The 13,172-nt window shown below is 69.4% G+C and carries 12 protein-coding genes; 4 read left to right on the top strand and 8 right to left on the bottom strand.

Going from position 1 to position 13,172, the window contains the following annotated elements; genetic code table 11:
* The first annotated feature begins 164 nt into the window (after positions 1-164).
* Positions 165-2,279: a pyruvate dehydrogenase gene (locus tag IPN47_01225; protein ID MBK9406669.1), complete on the top strand. Its 2,115-nt coding sequence runs from the start codon at positions 165-167 to the stop codon at positions 2,277-2,279.
* A 114-nt stretch (positions 2,280-2,393) separates the two neighbouring features.
* Here IPN47_01225 and IPN47_01220 read toward each other — a convergent pair whose 3' ends face one another.
* From IPN47_01220 to paaA, 5 genes are all read right to left on the bottom strand, one after another.
* Entirely contained in the window at positions 2,394-2,900 is a 507-nt protein-coding gene (locus IPN47_01220; GenBank protein ID MBK9406668.1) for a GxxExxY protein, read from the bottom strand.
* A gap of 139 nt (positions 2,901-3,039) precedes the next feature.
* Positions 3,040-3,540 (bottom strand): phenylacetate-CoA oxygenase subunit PaaJ, encoded by a 501-nt coding sequence (gene paaJ, locus IPN47_01215; GenBank protein ID MBK9406667.1) that lies wholly within the window; start codon positions 3,538-3,540, stop codon positions 3,040-3,042.
* A complete protein-coding gene (gene paaC, locus IPN47_01210; GenBank protein ID MBK9406666.1) occupies positions 3,534-4,298 on the bottom strand; it encodes a phenylacetate-CoA oxygenase subunit PaaC in 765 nt (254 codons plus the stop codon). Before paaC ends, paaJ begins: the two co-directional genes overlap by 7 nt.
* Before the next feature lie 49 nt (positions 4,299-4,347).
* Positions 4,348-4,668 (bottom strand): 1,2-phenylacetyl-CoA epoxidase subunit B, encoded by a 321-nt coding sequence (gene paaB, locus IPN47_01205; GenBank protein ID MBK9406665.1) that lies wholly within the window; start codon positions 4,666-4,668, stop codon positions 4,348-4,350.
* A gap of 35 nt (positions 4,669-4,703) precedes the next feature.
* On the bottom strand, positions 4,704-5,675 hold the full coding sequence (gene paaA / locus IPN47_01200) for a 1,2-phenylacetyl-CoA epoxidase subunit A (protein MBK9406664.1): 972 nt from the start codon (positions 5,673-5,675) through the stop codon (positions 4,704-4,706).
* A 300-nt stretch (positions 5,676-5,975) separates the two neighbouring features.
* Between paaA and IPN47_01195 the strand changes: the two genes are divergently transcribed.
* Both IPN47_01195 and IPN47_01190 read left to right on the top strand, forming a co-directional pair.
* Positions 5,976-6,749, top strand: a complete 774-nt coding sequence (locus IPN47_01195) for an enoyl-CoA hydratase/isomerase family protein (GenBank protein MBK9406663.1) — start codon at positions 5,976-5,978, stop codon at positions 6,747-6,749.
* A 146-nt stretch (positions 6,750-6,895) separates the two neighbouring features.
* Entirely contained in the window at positions 6,896-8,305 is a 1,410-nt protein-coding gene (locus tag IPN47_01190; protein MBK9406662.1) for an FAD/NAD(P)-binding protein, read from the top strand.
* 137 nt (positions 8,306-8,442) lie between these two features.
* Here IPN47_01190 and IPN47_01185 read toward each other — a convergent pair whose 3' ends face one another.
* From IPN47_01185 to IPN47_01175, 3 genes are all read right to left on the bottom strand, one after another.
* The gene (locus tag IPN47_01185; GenBank protein ID MBK9406661.1) at positions 8,443-9,633 is read right to left on the bottom strand and encodes a homogentisate 1,2-dioxygenase; all 1,191 of its coding nucleotides are present in this window, start codon (positions 9,631-9,633) and stop codon (positions 8,443-8,445) included.
* A 61-nt stretch (positions 9,634-9,694) separates the two neighbouring features.
* Positions 9,695-10,834 carry a 4-hydroxyphenylpyruvate dioxygenase gene (gene hppD, locus IPN47_01180; protein MBK9406660.1) on the bottom strand — a complete coding sequence of 380 codons (1,140 nt, stop codon included), beginning with the start codon at positions 10,832-10,834 and terminating at the stop codon, positions 9,695-9,697.
* A 157-nt stretch (positions 10,835-10,991) separates the two neighbouring features.
* Complete coding sequence (locus IPN47_01175; protein ID MBK9406659.1) at positions 10,992-11,141, bottom strand: hypothetical protein; 150 nt, start codon at positions 11,139-11,141, stop codon at positions 10,992-10,994.
* 320 nt (positions 11,142-11,461) lie between these two features.
* Between IPN47_01175 and IPN47_01170 the strand changes: the two genes are divergently transcribed.
* Positions 11,462-13,165 carry a serine/threonine protein kinase gene (locus IPN47_01170; protein ID MBK9406658.1) on the top strand — a complete coding sequence of 568 codons (1,704 nt, stop codon included), beginning with the start codon at positions 11,462-11,464 and terminating at the stop codon, positions 13,163-13,165.
* Positions 13,166-13,172: the final 7 nt, after the last annotated feature.

Below are 13,172 nucleotides of genomic sequence, written 5' to 3'. Positions count from 1 at the left end.
GCTTCCATCCGTCCCACGTTCAGGCCTGGTGGCGCCGCAGGACGCGTCACCCTCCTCTCGATATTCGGTCGCCCATCATGTCGCGATCCAAGACCGCCCCCCTCCCGGATTCGCCCACCCCGACGACCGCCCGCGCGGCCGGACGTTCCAAGGGGAACGGGACCATGTCGTCCCCCAATCAGGGCAACGCATCCGGCTCCGGCCTGACGAGCCTCGACTGGCGCCGGATTGCGTACAACACCCTCGTGTCGCGCGCCCTCGACGACATCGAAGAGCAGACCAACCGCAATCGCGCCCAGGTCCCGAAGGACCACGTGGTGCTGTACCAGTTCTCGGCGCGCGGGCACGACATGGCGCAGTCGATCCTGGGGAGCTTTCTCACCAGTGCCAACGACGGTGTCGGCGCCTACTACCGCTCGCGCCCTCTCCTCCTCTCGATCGGGCTGTCCATCGAGGACGCCCTCGGCTCCCCGCTCGGACGGGCTGGGGGGTTCAGCGACGGGCGCGACATCGGCGTCGTCTGCAACTTCCCCAACCGCCACGGCCCCAAGGTCCTCCCCATGGCCGGCGACGTGGGATCGCAGTACACCCCGGCGGCCGGGTGGGCGCAGGCCATCACCTACCATCGCGACATTTTGGGCGACGCCGCGTGGCAGGGTGCGATCGCCGTCACGTTAGGCGGTGACGGCTCCGTCGCCACCAACGGCTTCTGGTCGTCCCTGACGATGGCGACGACGCTCAAGCTCCCGATGCTCTTCTACATCGAGGACAACCACCTCGGGATTTCCGTGAGTGGCGACATGCAGACGCCAGGGGGGAACATCGCCCGCAACCTGGCGTCGTTCTCCAACCTGTTCGTGCAGGATGGCGACGGGACCGACCCCGCCGACGCCGCCACGAAGATCAAGGCATGCGTCGATCACGTGCGCGCCGGCCACGGCCCCGCCCTCGTGCGCCTGACGGTCCCGCGCCTCTCGTCGCACTCGGGCCCCGACAACCAGAAGGGCTACCGCACCGACGCCCAGATCGCCGCCGACGCCGCGCGCGACCCGCTCCCGCGCTTGCGCGACTTCCTGGTCCCGGCGCAGCTGAGCGCGACGGACTGGGAGACGCTCGAAGCCGACGTGGCGCGCGACGTCGCCGCCGGCCTCGCGGGCGCACGCGGCCGACCGGCGCCGCAGGGGAGCACCGTCCGGCGCCACCTGTACGCCGAACCCGATGCCCCCGCCGACGAGGCGATGGGAGGGCTCAGCTCCGCAGAGCGCGCGGCACTGGGGGGCAACACCGAGGCGCAGGAGGGCGGCGAGCATCTGCGATTCCAGGAGGCGATTCGCCGGACGCTGCGACGTGAACTCGAGGTCAATCCCAAGGTCGTGGTCTTCGGGGAGGACGTCGGGCTCAAGGGCGGAGTGCACCTCGTTACGGAAGGACTGCAGAAGCAGTTCGGCGCCGGGCGCGTCTTCGACACCTCGCTCTCGGAGGAAGGGATCATCGGGCGCTCGGTCGGGCTGGCCATTTCCGGCCTCGTCCCTGTCGCCGAGATCCAGTTCAGGAAGTACGCCGATCCGGCCACGGAGCAGCTCAACAACACCGGGACGATGCGGTGGCGCACCGCCAACCGATTCTGCGCCCCCATCGTCGTGCGGATGCCGGGTGGCTTCGGCAAGGACGTTGGCGATCCGTGGCATTCGCTGAGCGCCGAAGTGGTGTGGGCGCACGCAGTCGGCTGGCAGGTGGCGATTCCGTCCAACGCCGCAGACGCCGTGGGGCTCCTGCGCGCGGCGATGCGATCGCCCAACCCCACGATCTTCTTCGAGCATCGTTCGCTGTTGATGACCAGCGATGGCAGCGCCCGTTATCCCGGCGACGACTTCATCGTCCCCCTGGGGGTCGGCAAGACGTTGCGCACGGGTGACGACGTCACCGTCGTCAGCTGGGGGGCGATGGTGCATCGGTGCGTCGACGCGCTGGCGATGACCGACGCCTCGGTCGAACTGATCGACCTGCGCTCCATCGCGCCCTGGGACAAGGCGCGTGTCCTCGAGTCGGTGCGCAAGACGGGACGCTGCCTCATCGTGCATGAGGACACGCGGACCGCCGGCTTCGGCGCGGAAATCGGTGCCGTGCTCGCGCAGGAGGCCTTCTGGTTCCTCGACGCGCCGGTCGAGCGCCTGTGTGTCGACGACGTCCCGATGCCGTATCATCCGAACCTGCTCGACGCCGTGCTCCCCTCCGCGACGACGATCGCCGATCGCATCGAGCAGCTCGTGCGCGCGTAGGCGACGTGTCGCGCGCCTCGCGCGTGCGTAGGCGCCGTGTCACGCGCCTCTCGCGCGTGCGTAGGCGCCGTGTCACGCGCCTCTCGCGCGCGCGAAGGCAACGTACCGCGCGCCTCACGTCGTCATCGCACCGCGTGTGGCGCGGGGGCGCGCGTCGTCGCTCCCCTGCTCCACCACCACGCGCCCCAGGTATCGCCGAAACTCCGGCTTGGTCCCGAAGTGCAGCAGCATCCCGACCTCCGCCTGCGAACAGCGCATGCAGTTGAGGAGGCGGGCGCGATCGGCATCGAGCAGCTCGCCGCCGGCACGCACCGCGACGACGACCTTGCCGTCCACGAGCAGGTCGGCCGCGTACGTCCCGATCTTGCGTCCCTTGTAGAAGACGCCTAACGGCACATCCTGTTCGGCCTGCACGCCGCGCGACGCGAGCTCCAGGATGAGCGCCCGCAGGTAGACGGCCTCCGCAAAGCCGTGGCCAAGCTCACGATGCACGGCAAAGAAGGCGGCCAGGAGGCGCCCGGTGGTGTGCTCGTGCACCAGGCGCGTCCCCTGCGGACGTTCGTCGGCGACGAGCATGGCACGTTCGGAGTCGAGGGCGAGGACGGGGACGGGGACGGTCATCGGGAAGGCTCGCGGTGGGAGTCGCGAACATGATGTGCGGTGACCGACCGGGTGCCTGTACCGAAACGACGCGTCAGGTGTCGTTCGATTGCACCGCCATGGATCGCTCGCGCCGCCGACGACGGCGGCGGCGCCGCGGTCAGATCGCCTTGAAGTGCTCGAACGGCTGGTGGCAGGCGTTGCAGCTGTGGAGCGACTTGCACGCCGTCGAGCCGAAGTCACTGCGCGTCACGGTGTCGCGCGAGCCGCAGAAGGGACACGCCGGCGACGCCGCGCGGCGCATCAGGGGGACGAGTGGCGACTCCTCGGCCTTTCCGGGCGGGGCAATCCCGTAGCGCCGCAGCTTCTCGCGCGCCTCCTCGCTCATCCAATCGGTCGTCCAGGCGGGCGAGAAGATGGTCTGTACGCGCGCCGAGAGTCCGCGCGCGGCCAGCGCGCCGGTCACGCAGCGCTCGATCTCGTGCATCGCCGGACAACCGGAGTAGGTCGGCGTGATGTCGACGACCACCGCGCTCCCGTCCACTCGCACATCGCGCACGATCCCCAACTCGACGACGCTCAGGACCGGGATTTCGGGATCCTTCACCTCGTCGAGCATCGCCCAGATCTCGTCGCGCGAGGGGGCGAGGGGAGCTACCACTTGGCCCCCGGGTGGCTGCGCGCCACGATCTGCATCTCGGCGAGGAGGTGCCCCAGGTGTTCGGTGTGCTTCCCGACGCGCCCACCGCGCGCCATGAAGCCGTCGGCGGGGACGGTGAGCGTGGCGGTGTTCGCCACATCCCGGACCTGTGCACTCCACGCGTCGCGCACCGACGCCGGGTCGACGGCGAGTCCCTGCGCGGCGAGGCGCTGCTCCACCTCGTCGCCGACGAAGAGCTCGGCGGTGTAGCGCCAGGCGTGGTCGAGCGCACGTTGCACCCGGCGGTGGCTCTCCTCGGTGCCGTCGCCCAGCTTGATGATCCACTCGCCGCTGTGGCGCACGTGGTAGCGCGTTTCCTTGAACGCCTTGGCGGCGATCCCGGCCAGCTCCGTGTGCTGGCAGCGCTGGAGCTGCTCGAGCACGAAGAGCGCCTGCGTCGAGAAGAGGAACTGGCGCACGATCGTGTCGCCGAAGTCACCGTTCGGCGTCTCGCACAGCAGCGCGTTGCGGAAGTCGACCGCCTCGCGGAAGTAGGCCAGCGCATCCTGGTCGCGCCCCTTCCCCTCCACCTGCCCCGCGAGCTGCAAGAGCAGGTTCGCCTGCCCGATCAGGTCGAGCGCGATGTTGGAGAGCGCGATGTCCTCCTCGAGGATCGGCCCGTGCCCGCACCATTCGGAGACGCGATGCCCGAGGACCAGTCGATCGTCCCCGAGGCGCAGGAGATACTCGAAGAAGTCCTGCTTCGTCTGGTGATCCATTGTGCCGTGCCTCGTCGTCTCGTCTGCTCGTCGGGTCGTCTTCTGCCGTTCAGAAGACGCGCACGCCTCTCGGCGTCTTGAAGAACTGCGGGTGCCGGTACGCCTTGTCGTTGGCCGGGTCGAAGAATGCCCCCACATCCTCGGGGGTCGACGCGGTGATCACGACGCTCGGGACGACCCAGATGGAGATCGCCTCATTGCGGCGCGCGTACACGTCGCGGGCATTCTGCAGCGCCTGCTCGGCGTCCGTCGCATGCACGCTCCCCGCGTGCTGATGCGGCGCCCCCGCCTCCTCCTGCGTGAACACTTCCCACAGCGGCCACTGCGTGTCGGGGCCCGTGGGGGCCGTCCCGATCGTCGCGCTCGTCATCGTCCCTGTCCTCGTGCCTGGTCGTGAACCGGTCGTTAGGCCGCCACCGGGCGGCGTGCGTCGCGCTGCTTGGCGGCGTAGGCCTCGGCCGCCTCCCGCACCCACGCGCCCTCGTCGTGCGCCTGACGACGCGCCTCGAGGCGTTCGCGGTTGCAGGGGCCGTCTCCCTTCACCACCGCCCAGAACTCGCTCCAGTCGATCGCGCCGAACTGCCAGTCGCCCGTCGCCTCGTCATAGCGCATGTCGGGGTCGGGGAAGGTCAGGCCGATCGCCTGTGCCTGCGGGACCGTCAGGTTCACGAAGCGTTGGCGCAGGTCGTCGTTGGACTTCCGCTTGACCCCCCACTTCATGAGCTCCGCCGAGTTGGGCGAGTCCTTGTCGCTCGGCCCGAACATCATCAGGGCCTGCCACCACCAGCGATTGAGCGCGTCCTGCACCATCGCCTTCTGCTCCGGCGTCCCCGCCGCCAGCGTGGCGCAGATCTCGTAGCCCTGCCGCTTGTGGAAATTCTCTTCCTTGCAGATGCGGATCATCGCCCGCGCATACGGCCCGTACGACGCCTTGGCGAGCATCGTCTGGTTCACGATCGCCGCCCCGTCCACCAGCCAGCCGATGATCCCGATGTCGGCCCAGGACAGGGTGGGATAGTTGAAGATCGACGAGTACTTCGCCGTCCCGTTGTGCAGCTGTTCGATCAACTCGCGGCGGTCGATGCCGAGCGTCTCGGTGCCGCAGTAGATGTACAGCCCGTGCCCCCCCTCGTCCTGCACCTTGGCGATGAGCGTCATCTTCCGGCGCAGCGTCGGCGCGCGCGTGATCCAGTTCCCCTCGGGGAGCATGCCGACCACCTCGGAGTGCGCGTGCTGCGACATCATCCGGATGAGTTGCTGCCGATAGCGCGGCGGCATCCAATCCTTAGGCTCGATCACGCCCCCTTCGGCGATGCGCGCCTCGAAGGCGGCCAGTCGCTCGGCGTCGTCGGTCGGCGTGGGCACGGTCTGCGTCATGGGCGAAGTCTCCGGCGTGTCGCATGGTGCGGGACGATCGCGGCCTCGGTCCCCGGTCGGCCCGGCCGTGGCGCGATACGCTACAAGTATCTCCGCATCTCCAACCAGCGCAAAGTCTTGCGCCGGCCCGACGTTCGTATTAGGACCGATAAGTCCTATCGGCAAGATCCCTTCCCGCGACCGCCGTCGCCGCCAGTCGAGGGCGACTAGCTTATCGCCGTCCCGCCGGCAGGCCGTGTGCGCCGATTCCGTGGCGCCTGCGACCAACGCACGGCTCGCCCCCTTCCCCGCCCTCGTGCCATGACCGCCCCCTCACCGCTCGAAGCCGGCACCGTCAGCCACAACGTGGCGCACGGCATCGCGACCGTCACCTTCGCCCACCCCAAGGGGAACTCGCTCCCCGGCGCCACGCTGCGCGAGCTGGCCGCGACGTTCGACGCCCTGGCCCCGCGCGCCGACGTGCGGGTGATCGTGCTGCGCAGCGAGGGGCACGGACCGTTCTGCGCCGGTGCCTCGTTCGACGGACTGCGCAGCATCGCCGATGCGCGCCAGGGGGAGGCCTTCTTTTCCGGCTTCGCGCACGTGATCCTCGCGATGCGTCGCTGCCCGCAGTTCGTGATCGCGCGCATCCACGGCAAGGCCGTCGGCGGCGGCGTGGGGCTGGCGGCGGCCGCCGACTACAGCATTGCGGTGCGCAGCGCCTCGGTTCGCCTGAGCGAGCTGGCCGTCGGCATCGGCCCGTTTGTCGTCGGGCCGGTGATCGAGCACAAGATCGGGCATGGGCACTACATGGCGATGTCAGTGGACTACGACTGGCGGGACGCGGCGTGGGCGGAGCGCACCGGACTCTATGCCCGCGTGGCGGAGACGCCGGCCGAACTGGATGCGCTGGTGTCGGCGCTGGCCGAGAAGCTCGCCGCGGCCAACCCGGGGGCGGTGAAGGAGATGAAGCGCGTCTTCTGGCGCGGCACCGAGGAGTGGGACACGCTGCTCTACCAGCGGGCCGCCACCTCCGGCTCCCTCATCCTGACGGAGCCGGCGCGGGCCGCGCTGGCGGCAATGGCGAAGGGGTAGCGCGCGGACGGGGGGAGGCAGCGCGCCCCGTGCCGCATCGTCCTCCCCGCAAATGTCACGGTGGCGTGTCGCGTGCGTCGTGCGGGCAGACGCCCGCGCTCGGGCAACTTCCGCGCGACTCGCGCCGCTCCTCTCGCTTGCCGTCCATGAACCCGTCGCTCCCCACCGTCGCCGTCATCGGCGCCGGTTTCAGTGGTACCGTCGTCGCCGCACACCTGCTGCGATCGGCCGGAAGGCCGCTTCGCGTCATCCTCATCGACCGCTCGGGGCGTGAGGGGCGCGGTGTAGCGTACGGGACGTCGTCGCCGCGACACGTCCTCAACGTCCCGGCCGGGCGCATGAGCGCCTTCGTGGGCGACGAGGACCACTTCCTGCGCTTTGCCAAGGGCAAGGACGTGAGCGTGGTGGGAGGATCGTTCGTCCCGCGGCGCCTGTACGGCGACTATCTCCAGGCGACGCTGCGTCTCGCGGCGAACGAGGGCGCGCATCGTGGCAGCCTGCTGGAGCGTCGCACCGGCGATGTGGCCGACCTGGTGCACGACGACGCGGGGGGCGTGCAGTTGCACCTCACGGACGGCACGCGGCTCGCCGCTGACCGGGTGATCGTCGCGCTGGGGAACTTCGCCCCCGCCAATCCCCCGGTCCCCGGGAGCGAGGCGTTCTACGCGAGCGATCGCTACGTGCGTGACCCGTGGCGCGAGGGGGCACTCGACACGATCCCCTCCGATGCCCCGGTCGCCCTCGTCGGGACGGGGCTCACGATGCTGGACGTCGCCGTCGAGCTCTCCGCGCGCGGTCGCACCGCTCCGCTGCACGCCATCTCGCGTCGCGGCCTCGTCCCCCTGTCGCACCGCCCGCACGGGGCCCCCCCGTCGTACGGACACCTTCCACCCGAGTTGATCGCCTGCGAGCCGACGGCGGTCGCCTACCTCCGCGCCATTCGCCGCCACGTGCGCCAGATTGCCACGGACGGCATCGATTGGCGCGAGGTCGTCGCTTCGCTGCGCCCCGTGACGCCGCGTCTCTGGGAGACGCTGTCGACCATGGAGCGCCGTCGCTTCCTGCGCCACGCGCGCCCGTACTGGGACGTCCATCGCCACCGTGTCGCCCCGGAGCTGCACCAGGTGTTCGAGGCGTTGCGCGCGTCCGGCGGATTGCGGCTGTCGGCGGCGCGCGTGCTCCACTTCGCCCCGGACGCCGACGGCGTCGACGTGGCGATCCGGCGCCGCGGTACCGACTCGGCCGAGACGCTGCGCGTCGCGATGGTCATCAACTGCACGGGGCCCGAGAGCGACGTGCGCGCCGTGGGCGAGCCGCTGCTCGACGCCCTGCTCGCGCGCGGAACGGTACGGGCCGACGCGTCGGGCCTGGGCCTCGACGTTGCACCGGACGGTCGACTGCGGCGCGCCGACGGCACGCCGAACCCGCATCTCTGGCTCGCCGGTCCACTCCTCAAGGGCGCCTACTGGGAAGCCACTGCTGTCCCGGAACTGCGCGTGCACGCCGCACGCGCCGCAAAGCACGCCTTGGCATCGCTCGCGCACGTGACACCGTAGCGCGCACCACGAGCGCGCCCCGGTGGCGCGCAGCGTCGGCGCTCACCCGCTCGGTGGGGACAAACGAAGACGGGAAGACGCATGAGGGCGGCCCCTCTCGTCTTCCCGTCTTTCCCTTCTCGGGGCTCCCCTGGTCGCTACGAGGTCGGCGGCGCGAAGGCCGAGTGCTGCTGATCCAGCCAGCTCTGGTGGTACTTCGGATCCTCGATGGCCATCGCCGCCTTGGCCACCTTGAGCGGGCGGAACGAGTCCATCATCACCGCCAGCTCATTGGTGTACTTGGCGCCGATCGACGCCTCGGTCCGTCCCGGGTGCGGGCCGTGCGGGAGTCCATCCGGGTGATGCGTGATGGATCCGTACTCGATCCCCTTGCGGCTCATGAACTCGCTCGACGCATAGAACAGCACTTCGTCGGAGTCGACGTTCGAGTGGTTGTACGGGGCGGGGATCGCCTCGGGATCGAAGTCGTACGGCCGGGGGCAGAACGAGCAGATCACGAAGCCATCGCCCTGGAACGTCTGGTGCACCGGGGGCGGCTGGTGGATGCGCCCGACGATCGGCTCGAAGTCGTGGATGTTGAAGGCCCACGGGTAGAAGTAGCCGTCCCACCCCACGACGTCGAACGGATGATGGTCGAGGACCAGTTCGTTGAGGGCGTCGTACTGCTTCACGAGGATCGGGAAGTCGCCGCGCTCGTCGTGCGGCTGCAACGTCGTCGGGCGGCGGATGTCGCGCTCGCAGAACGGGGCCCCCTCGATGAACTGCCCGACGTCGTTGAGGTAGCGCCGCGGAAATCGCACGTGCCCTCGGCTTTCCATCACCAGGAACTTCTGCGGCACGCCAGCGTCGAGGCGCCAGCGGAAGGTGATGTTGCGATGCAGCACGACATAGTCGCCCGCCTTGTACGGCAGGTCGCCAAACACCGACTCCAGCGTCCCCGTCCCTTCGACGACGTACACCACCTCGTCCGCCTGCGAGTTGCGATAGCAGTGCGCGTCGTTGACGTCGGGTTCGACGTAGTACATCGCGATGTCGCTGTTGAACAGCAACGGGATGCGGTCGAGCGTCGGGCTCCCTCCCTTCGTGGCCCGCGCCGTGAGGAAGTGCCGGTGCCGGAGCGACGTCTCCTCGTCGGCCTCGAGGCGCACGTCCGCCACCTTGCGCGCCGACTTCACCGTCGTCGGCGGATGGATGTGATACAGAAGTGCCGACGTCCCCGTGAACCCCTCGTGCCCCATCAGTTCCTCGGCGTACAGCCCGCCGTCGGGGCGCCGGAAGACGATGTGCCGCTTGCGAGGAATGTTGCCTAACTGGTGGTAGATCGGCATGGATGTGAGCCGGGGAATCAGGGGGGTCGGCTTCACTCTCTCCCTTCTCCGTCGTCCCACCCTAGAGGTTCCCGCGCAGCGCCTGCTCCCGCTCGATCGATTCGAAGAGGGCCTTGAAGTTCCCCTTGCCGAAGCTCTTCGCGCCCTTGCGCTGGATGATCTCGTAGAAGACCGTCGGACGGTCCTGCACGGGCTTGGTGAAGATCTGCAGGAGATAGCCGTCGGGGTCGCGATCGACGAGGATCCCCAGCTGCGCGAGCACGTCGACCGGCTCGTCGATCTTCCCCACGCGGGCCTGCAGTTCGTCGTAGTACGACGTGGGGAGGGAGAGGAACTCGACGCCGCGATCGCGGAGCGCCGTCACCGTCGCCACGATGTCGTCGGTGGCCAGCGCCATGTGCTGCACGCCGGGGCCGACATAGAACTCGAGGTACTCCTCGATCTGCGACTTCTTCTTCCCCGACGCCGGCTCGTTGATCGGGAACTTGATGCGATCGTTCCCGTTGGCCATCACCTTCGACATCAGCGACGAGTACTCGGTCGAGATGTCCTTGTCGTCGAACGTCAGGAGGTTGCGGAAGCCCATCACGTCGGCGTAGAAGCCGACCCAGTGGTTCATCTTCCCCAACTCGACGTTGCCGACGCAGTGATCCACGTATTGCAGCCCGACCTGCTCGCCCTGGTAGCGCGGCTGCAGCGGGCGAAAGCCGGGGAGGAAGAGCCCGCGATAGTTGCGGCGTTCCACGAGCGAGTGGATCGTCTCGCCGTAGGTGCGGATGGCGGCGATCACCACCTCGCCGTCGTCGTCGCGCAAGACGCGCGGCTCCTGCACCACCTGCGCCCCACGCTCCACCGCCTTGGTGAAGGCGTCGCGCGCATCGTCCACCCACATCGCCAGGTCGCGCACGCCGTCCCCGTGCTTGTGCACGTGCTCGGCGATGAACGCGGCTTCGGGACTCAGGTCGGGACGGATCGCTGTCGTGAGGATGAAGCGGATCTTCCCCTGCTGCAGCACGTAGCTCGCGCGATCGCGCGTGCCGGTCTCGGGGCCGCGATAGGCCACGATCTGGAAGCCGAAGGCGGCGCGGTAGTAGAGCGAGGCCTGCTTGGCGTTCCCGACATAGAACTCGATGTAGTCGGTGCCGTTGATCGGAAAGGTGTCGTGAGCGGTCTCGGGGATCGGAGCGCTGATCGTGGCCATGACGCGGTACCGGACGAGTGTGGATGTCCCCGGGCGCGAAATCCCGGAGCGGACATGTCGCGAATCGCTGGCGCCAAGCTAACGCACGCACCGCAACAGCGCCCGGTGGTCAGACCGGACTAACCCCTTGCCAATTGGCTACTTAGCGGAGCTCGCACTATCGCTCCGCGCTGCGCCCGCGAAGCAAGTCGATCCCCCACGCCACGCTCAGCACGACCGCCACCACCCGCTCGACGTCGAGCGCCTCGCCATGGCGCACCGCCAACACGCCGCGTACCCCGAAAGCCGTGAGCCCAATCCAGGCCACCCAGCATTGCGCCCGGTATCTCACGGGGCGGTGCCAGACGGAGAGGGGCGCGGCGGGGTTCGCCATCGCCGCCGACGGCTGATCGTTCGGGGGTGACGGAGGGGCGGTGGGCGTTTCCATGACGACCATGATCGAACCGCGCCGTGCCGCGCGCCAGTCGTGCCGCGCGCCAGTTCGCGCCGAGCCCAGTCGTGTCGCGCCCCTCGCGATGCAACGCACCCCTCGGTCACCTTTCGATCGTCGCCGTCGCGACCGCTCGATCGTCGTCGTCGCGACCGCCCCGTTCGCATGCCGGGGCACGCCACCCGCCACCCCACCTCATGACCGCTCCACGCCCCGACACCCTCGCTTTTGCCACCGCACTCGACGGGCAGTACCGCCTCGAGCGCGAGATCGGGCGCGGGGGGATGGGGATTGTGTATCTCGCGCGCGACCTCAAGCTCGACCGCCCGGTGGCCATCAAGACGCTCCCGTACCATCTGGCCAGCGACCCGGTCATCCGCGAGCGTTTCCTGCGTGAGGCGCGCACGGCCGCCGCCCTCACCCACCCGAGCATCGTCCCGATCCATCGCGCCGACGAACTGGGCGACTTCGTCTTCTTCGTCATGGGCTACGTCGACGGCGAATCGGTCGCGCAGCGGGTGCGCCGGGCGGGTCCCTTCGCCCCGGCCGAACTGCTCCCGCTGCTGATCGAGGTCGCCTCGGCGTTAGGCTACGCGCATGTGCGCGGCGTCGTGCATCGCGACGTGAAGGCCGAGAACATCCTGCTCGACGCCACGGGGTCGCGGGCGATGGTCACCGACTTCGGGATCGCGCGCCTGGCGCAGTCCGCGTCGCTCACGCAGACGGGGACCGTGCTCGGCACGGTGTTCTACATGAGCCCCGAACAGGTTTCGGGTGCCGACGTGGATGGCCGCAGCGACCTGTACTCCCTCGGCGTGCTGGCCTTCTTTGCGCTCACGGGGCGCTTCCCCTTCGAGAGTGAGACGCCGTCGGCGGTGCTCGTGGCGCACGTGACGCGCCAGCCTCCACCGATCCGCAGCATCGCACCGACCGTCCCGGAGCCGCTCGCGGCGATCGTCGATCGCCTGCTCCTCAAGGACCGCGCGTTGCGCTATGCCGAGGCCAGCGAGGTCGTCGCCGCGCTCGCGGCGGCGGCCCGCGAGATCCCGCTCGACGCGCCGGCAGCGTCGCACGTGGTCGTGTCGCCCACCGAGGCGCACGCCATCTGGGAACGCGCGGCGCTGCTGCAGGAGATGACGGGCCAGCTCACGCCGCCACCGGTGCTCGCGTCGCGGGGGTCGCATCGCGAACCGGTGAGCGAAACGTCCGGGTACAAGGTGGACGAGGTGCGCATGGCGGCGCGCGACGCCGGCATCGGCGACAAGTACGTGGAGCGTGCCCTCGCGGAGCGTGGCGTGGGGAGCGCCGACACCCCGGACATCGTGCGCGAGGGGGTGTCGATGCAGACGAAGGTGAACCCGCTGGCCGGCGCGCGCACCAAGCTGGAGTTCGAGGCCATCGTCGATGGTGAACTGAACGACCTCGACCTCGAGGACGTGGCCGAGGAGATCCGCCGGAGCGTGGGCGACGTGGGCAACGTGAACAACATCGGGCGCAGCGTCACGTGGACCTCGTACGCCTCGCCGACGTCGCAGCGCAAATTGCAGCTGTCGGTGTCGACGCGGAGCGGGCGCACGGTCATTCGCGGCTTCGAGGACCTGAGCCAGTTGTCGGGCGGGATCTTCGGCGGAATCACCGGTGGCGCGGGCGGCGGGCTCGGCGGGATGACGTTCGGGATCACGATGGGGGTGACCAAGGGGGCGATCCTGATCGCCGGGCCGGCGTTCGCCGCCGTGGTCGCCGGCGCCTACGGGCTGGCGCGCGTGATCTTCGTGCGCGTGTCGCACAACCGCGAAAAGATGCTGCGCACCGCGGTCGAGCGCGTGGCACAGCGCGTACGCGAGTGCATCGCCAACCGCCAGCTCCCGCGCGGCAGCGATCCGCGCCTCCTGCGCCGATAGCGGTCGC

The organism is Gemmatimonadota bacterium (genome assembly GCA_016719105.1).
Lineage (GTDB): Bacteria > Gemmatimonadota > Gemmatimonadetes > Gemmatimonadales > Gemmatimonadaceae > SCN-70-22.
This window is presented reverse-complemented; position numbering and strand designations above follow the sequence as displayed.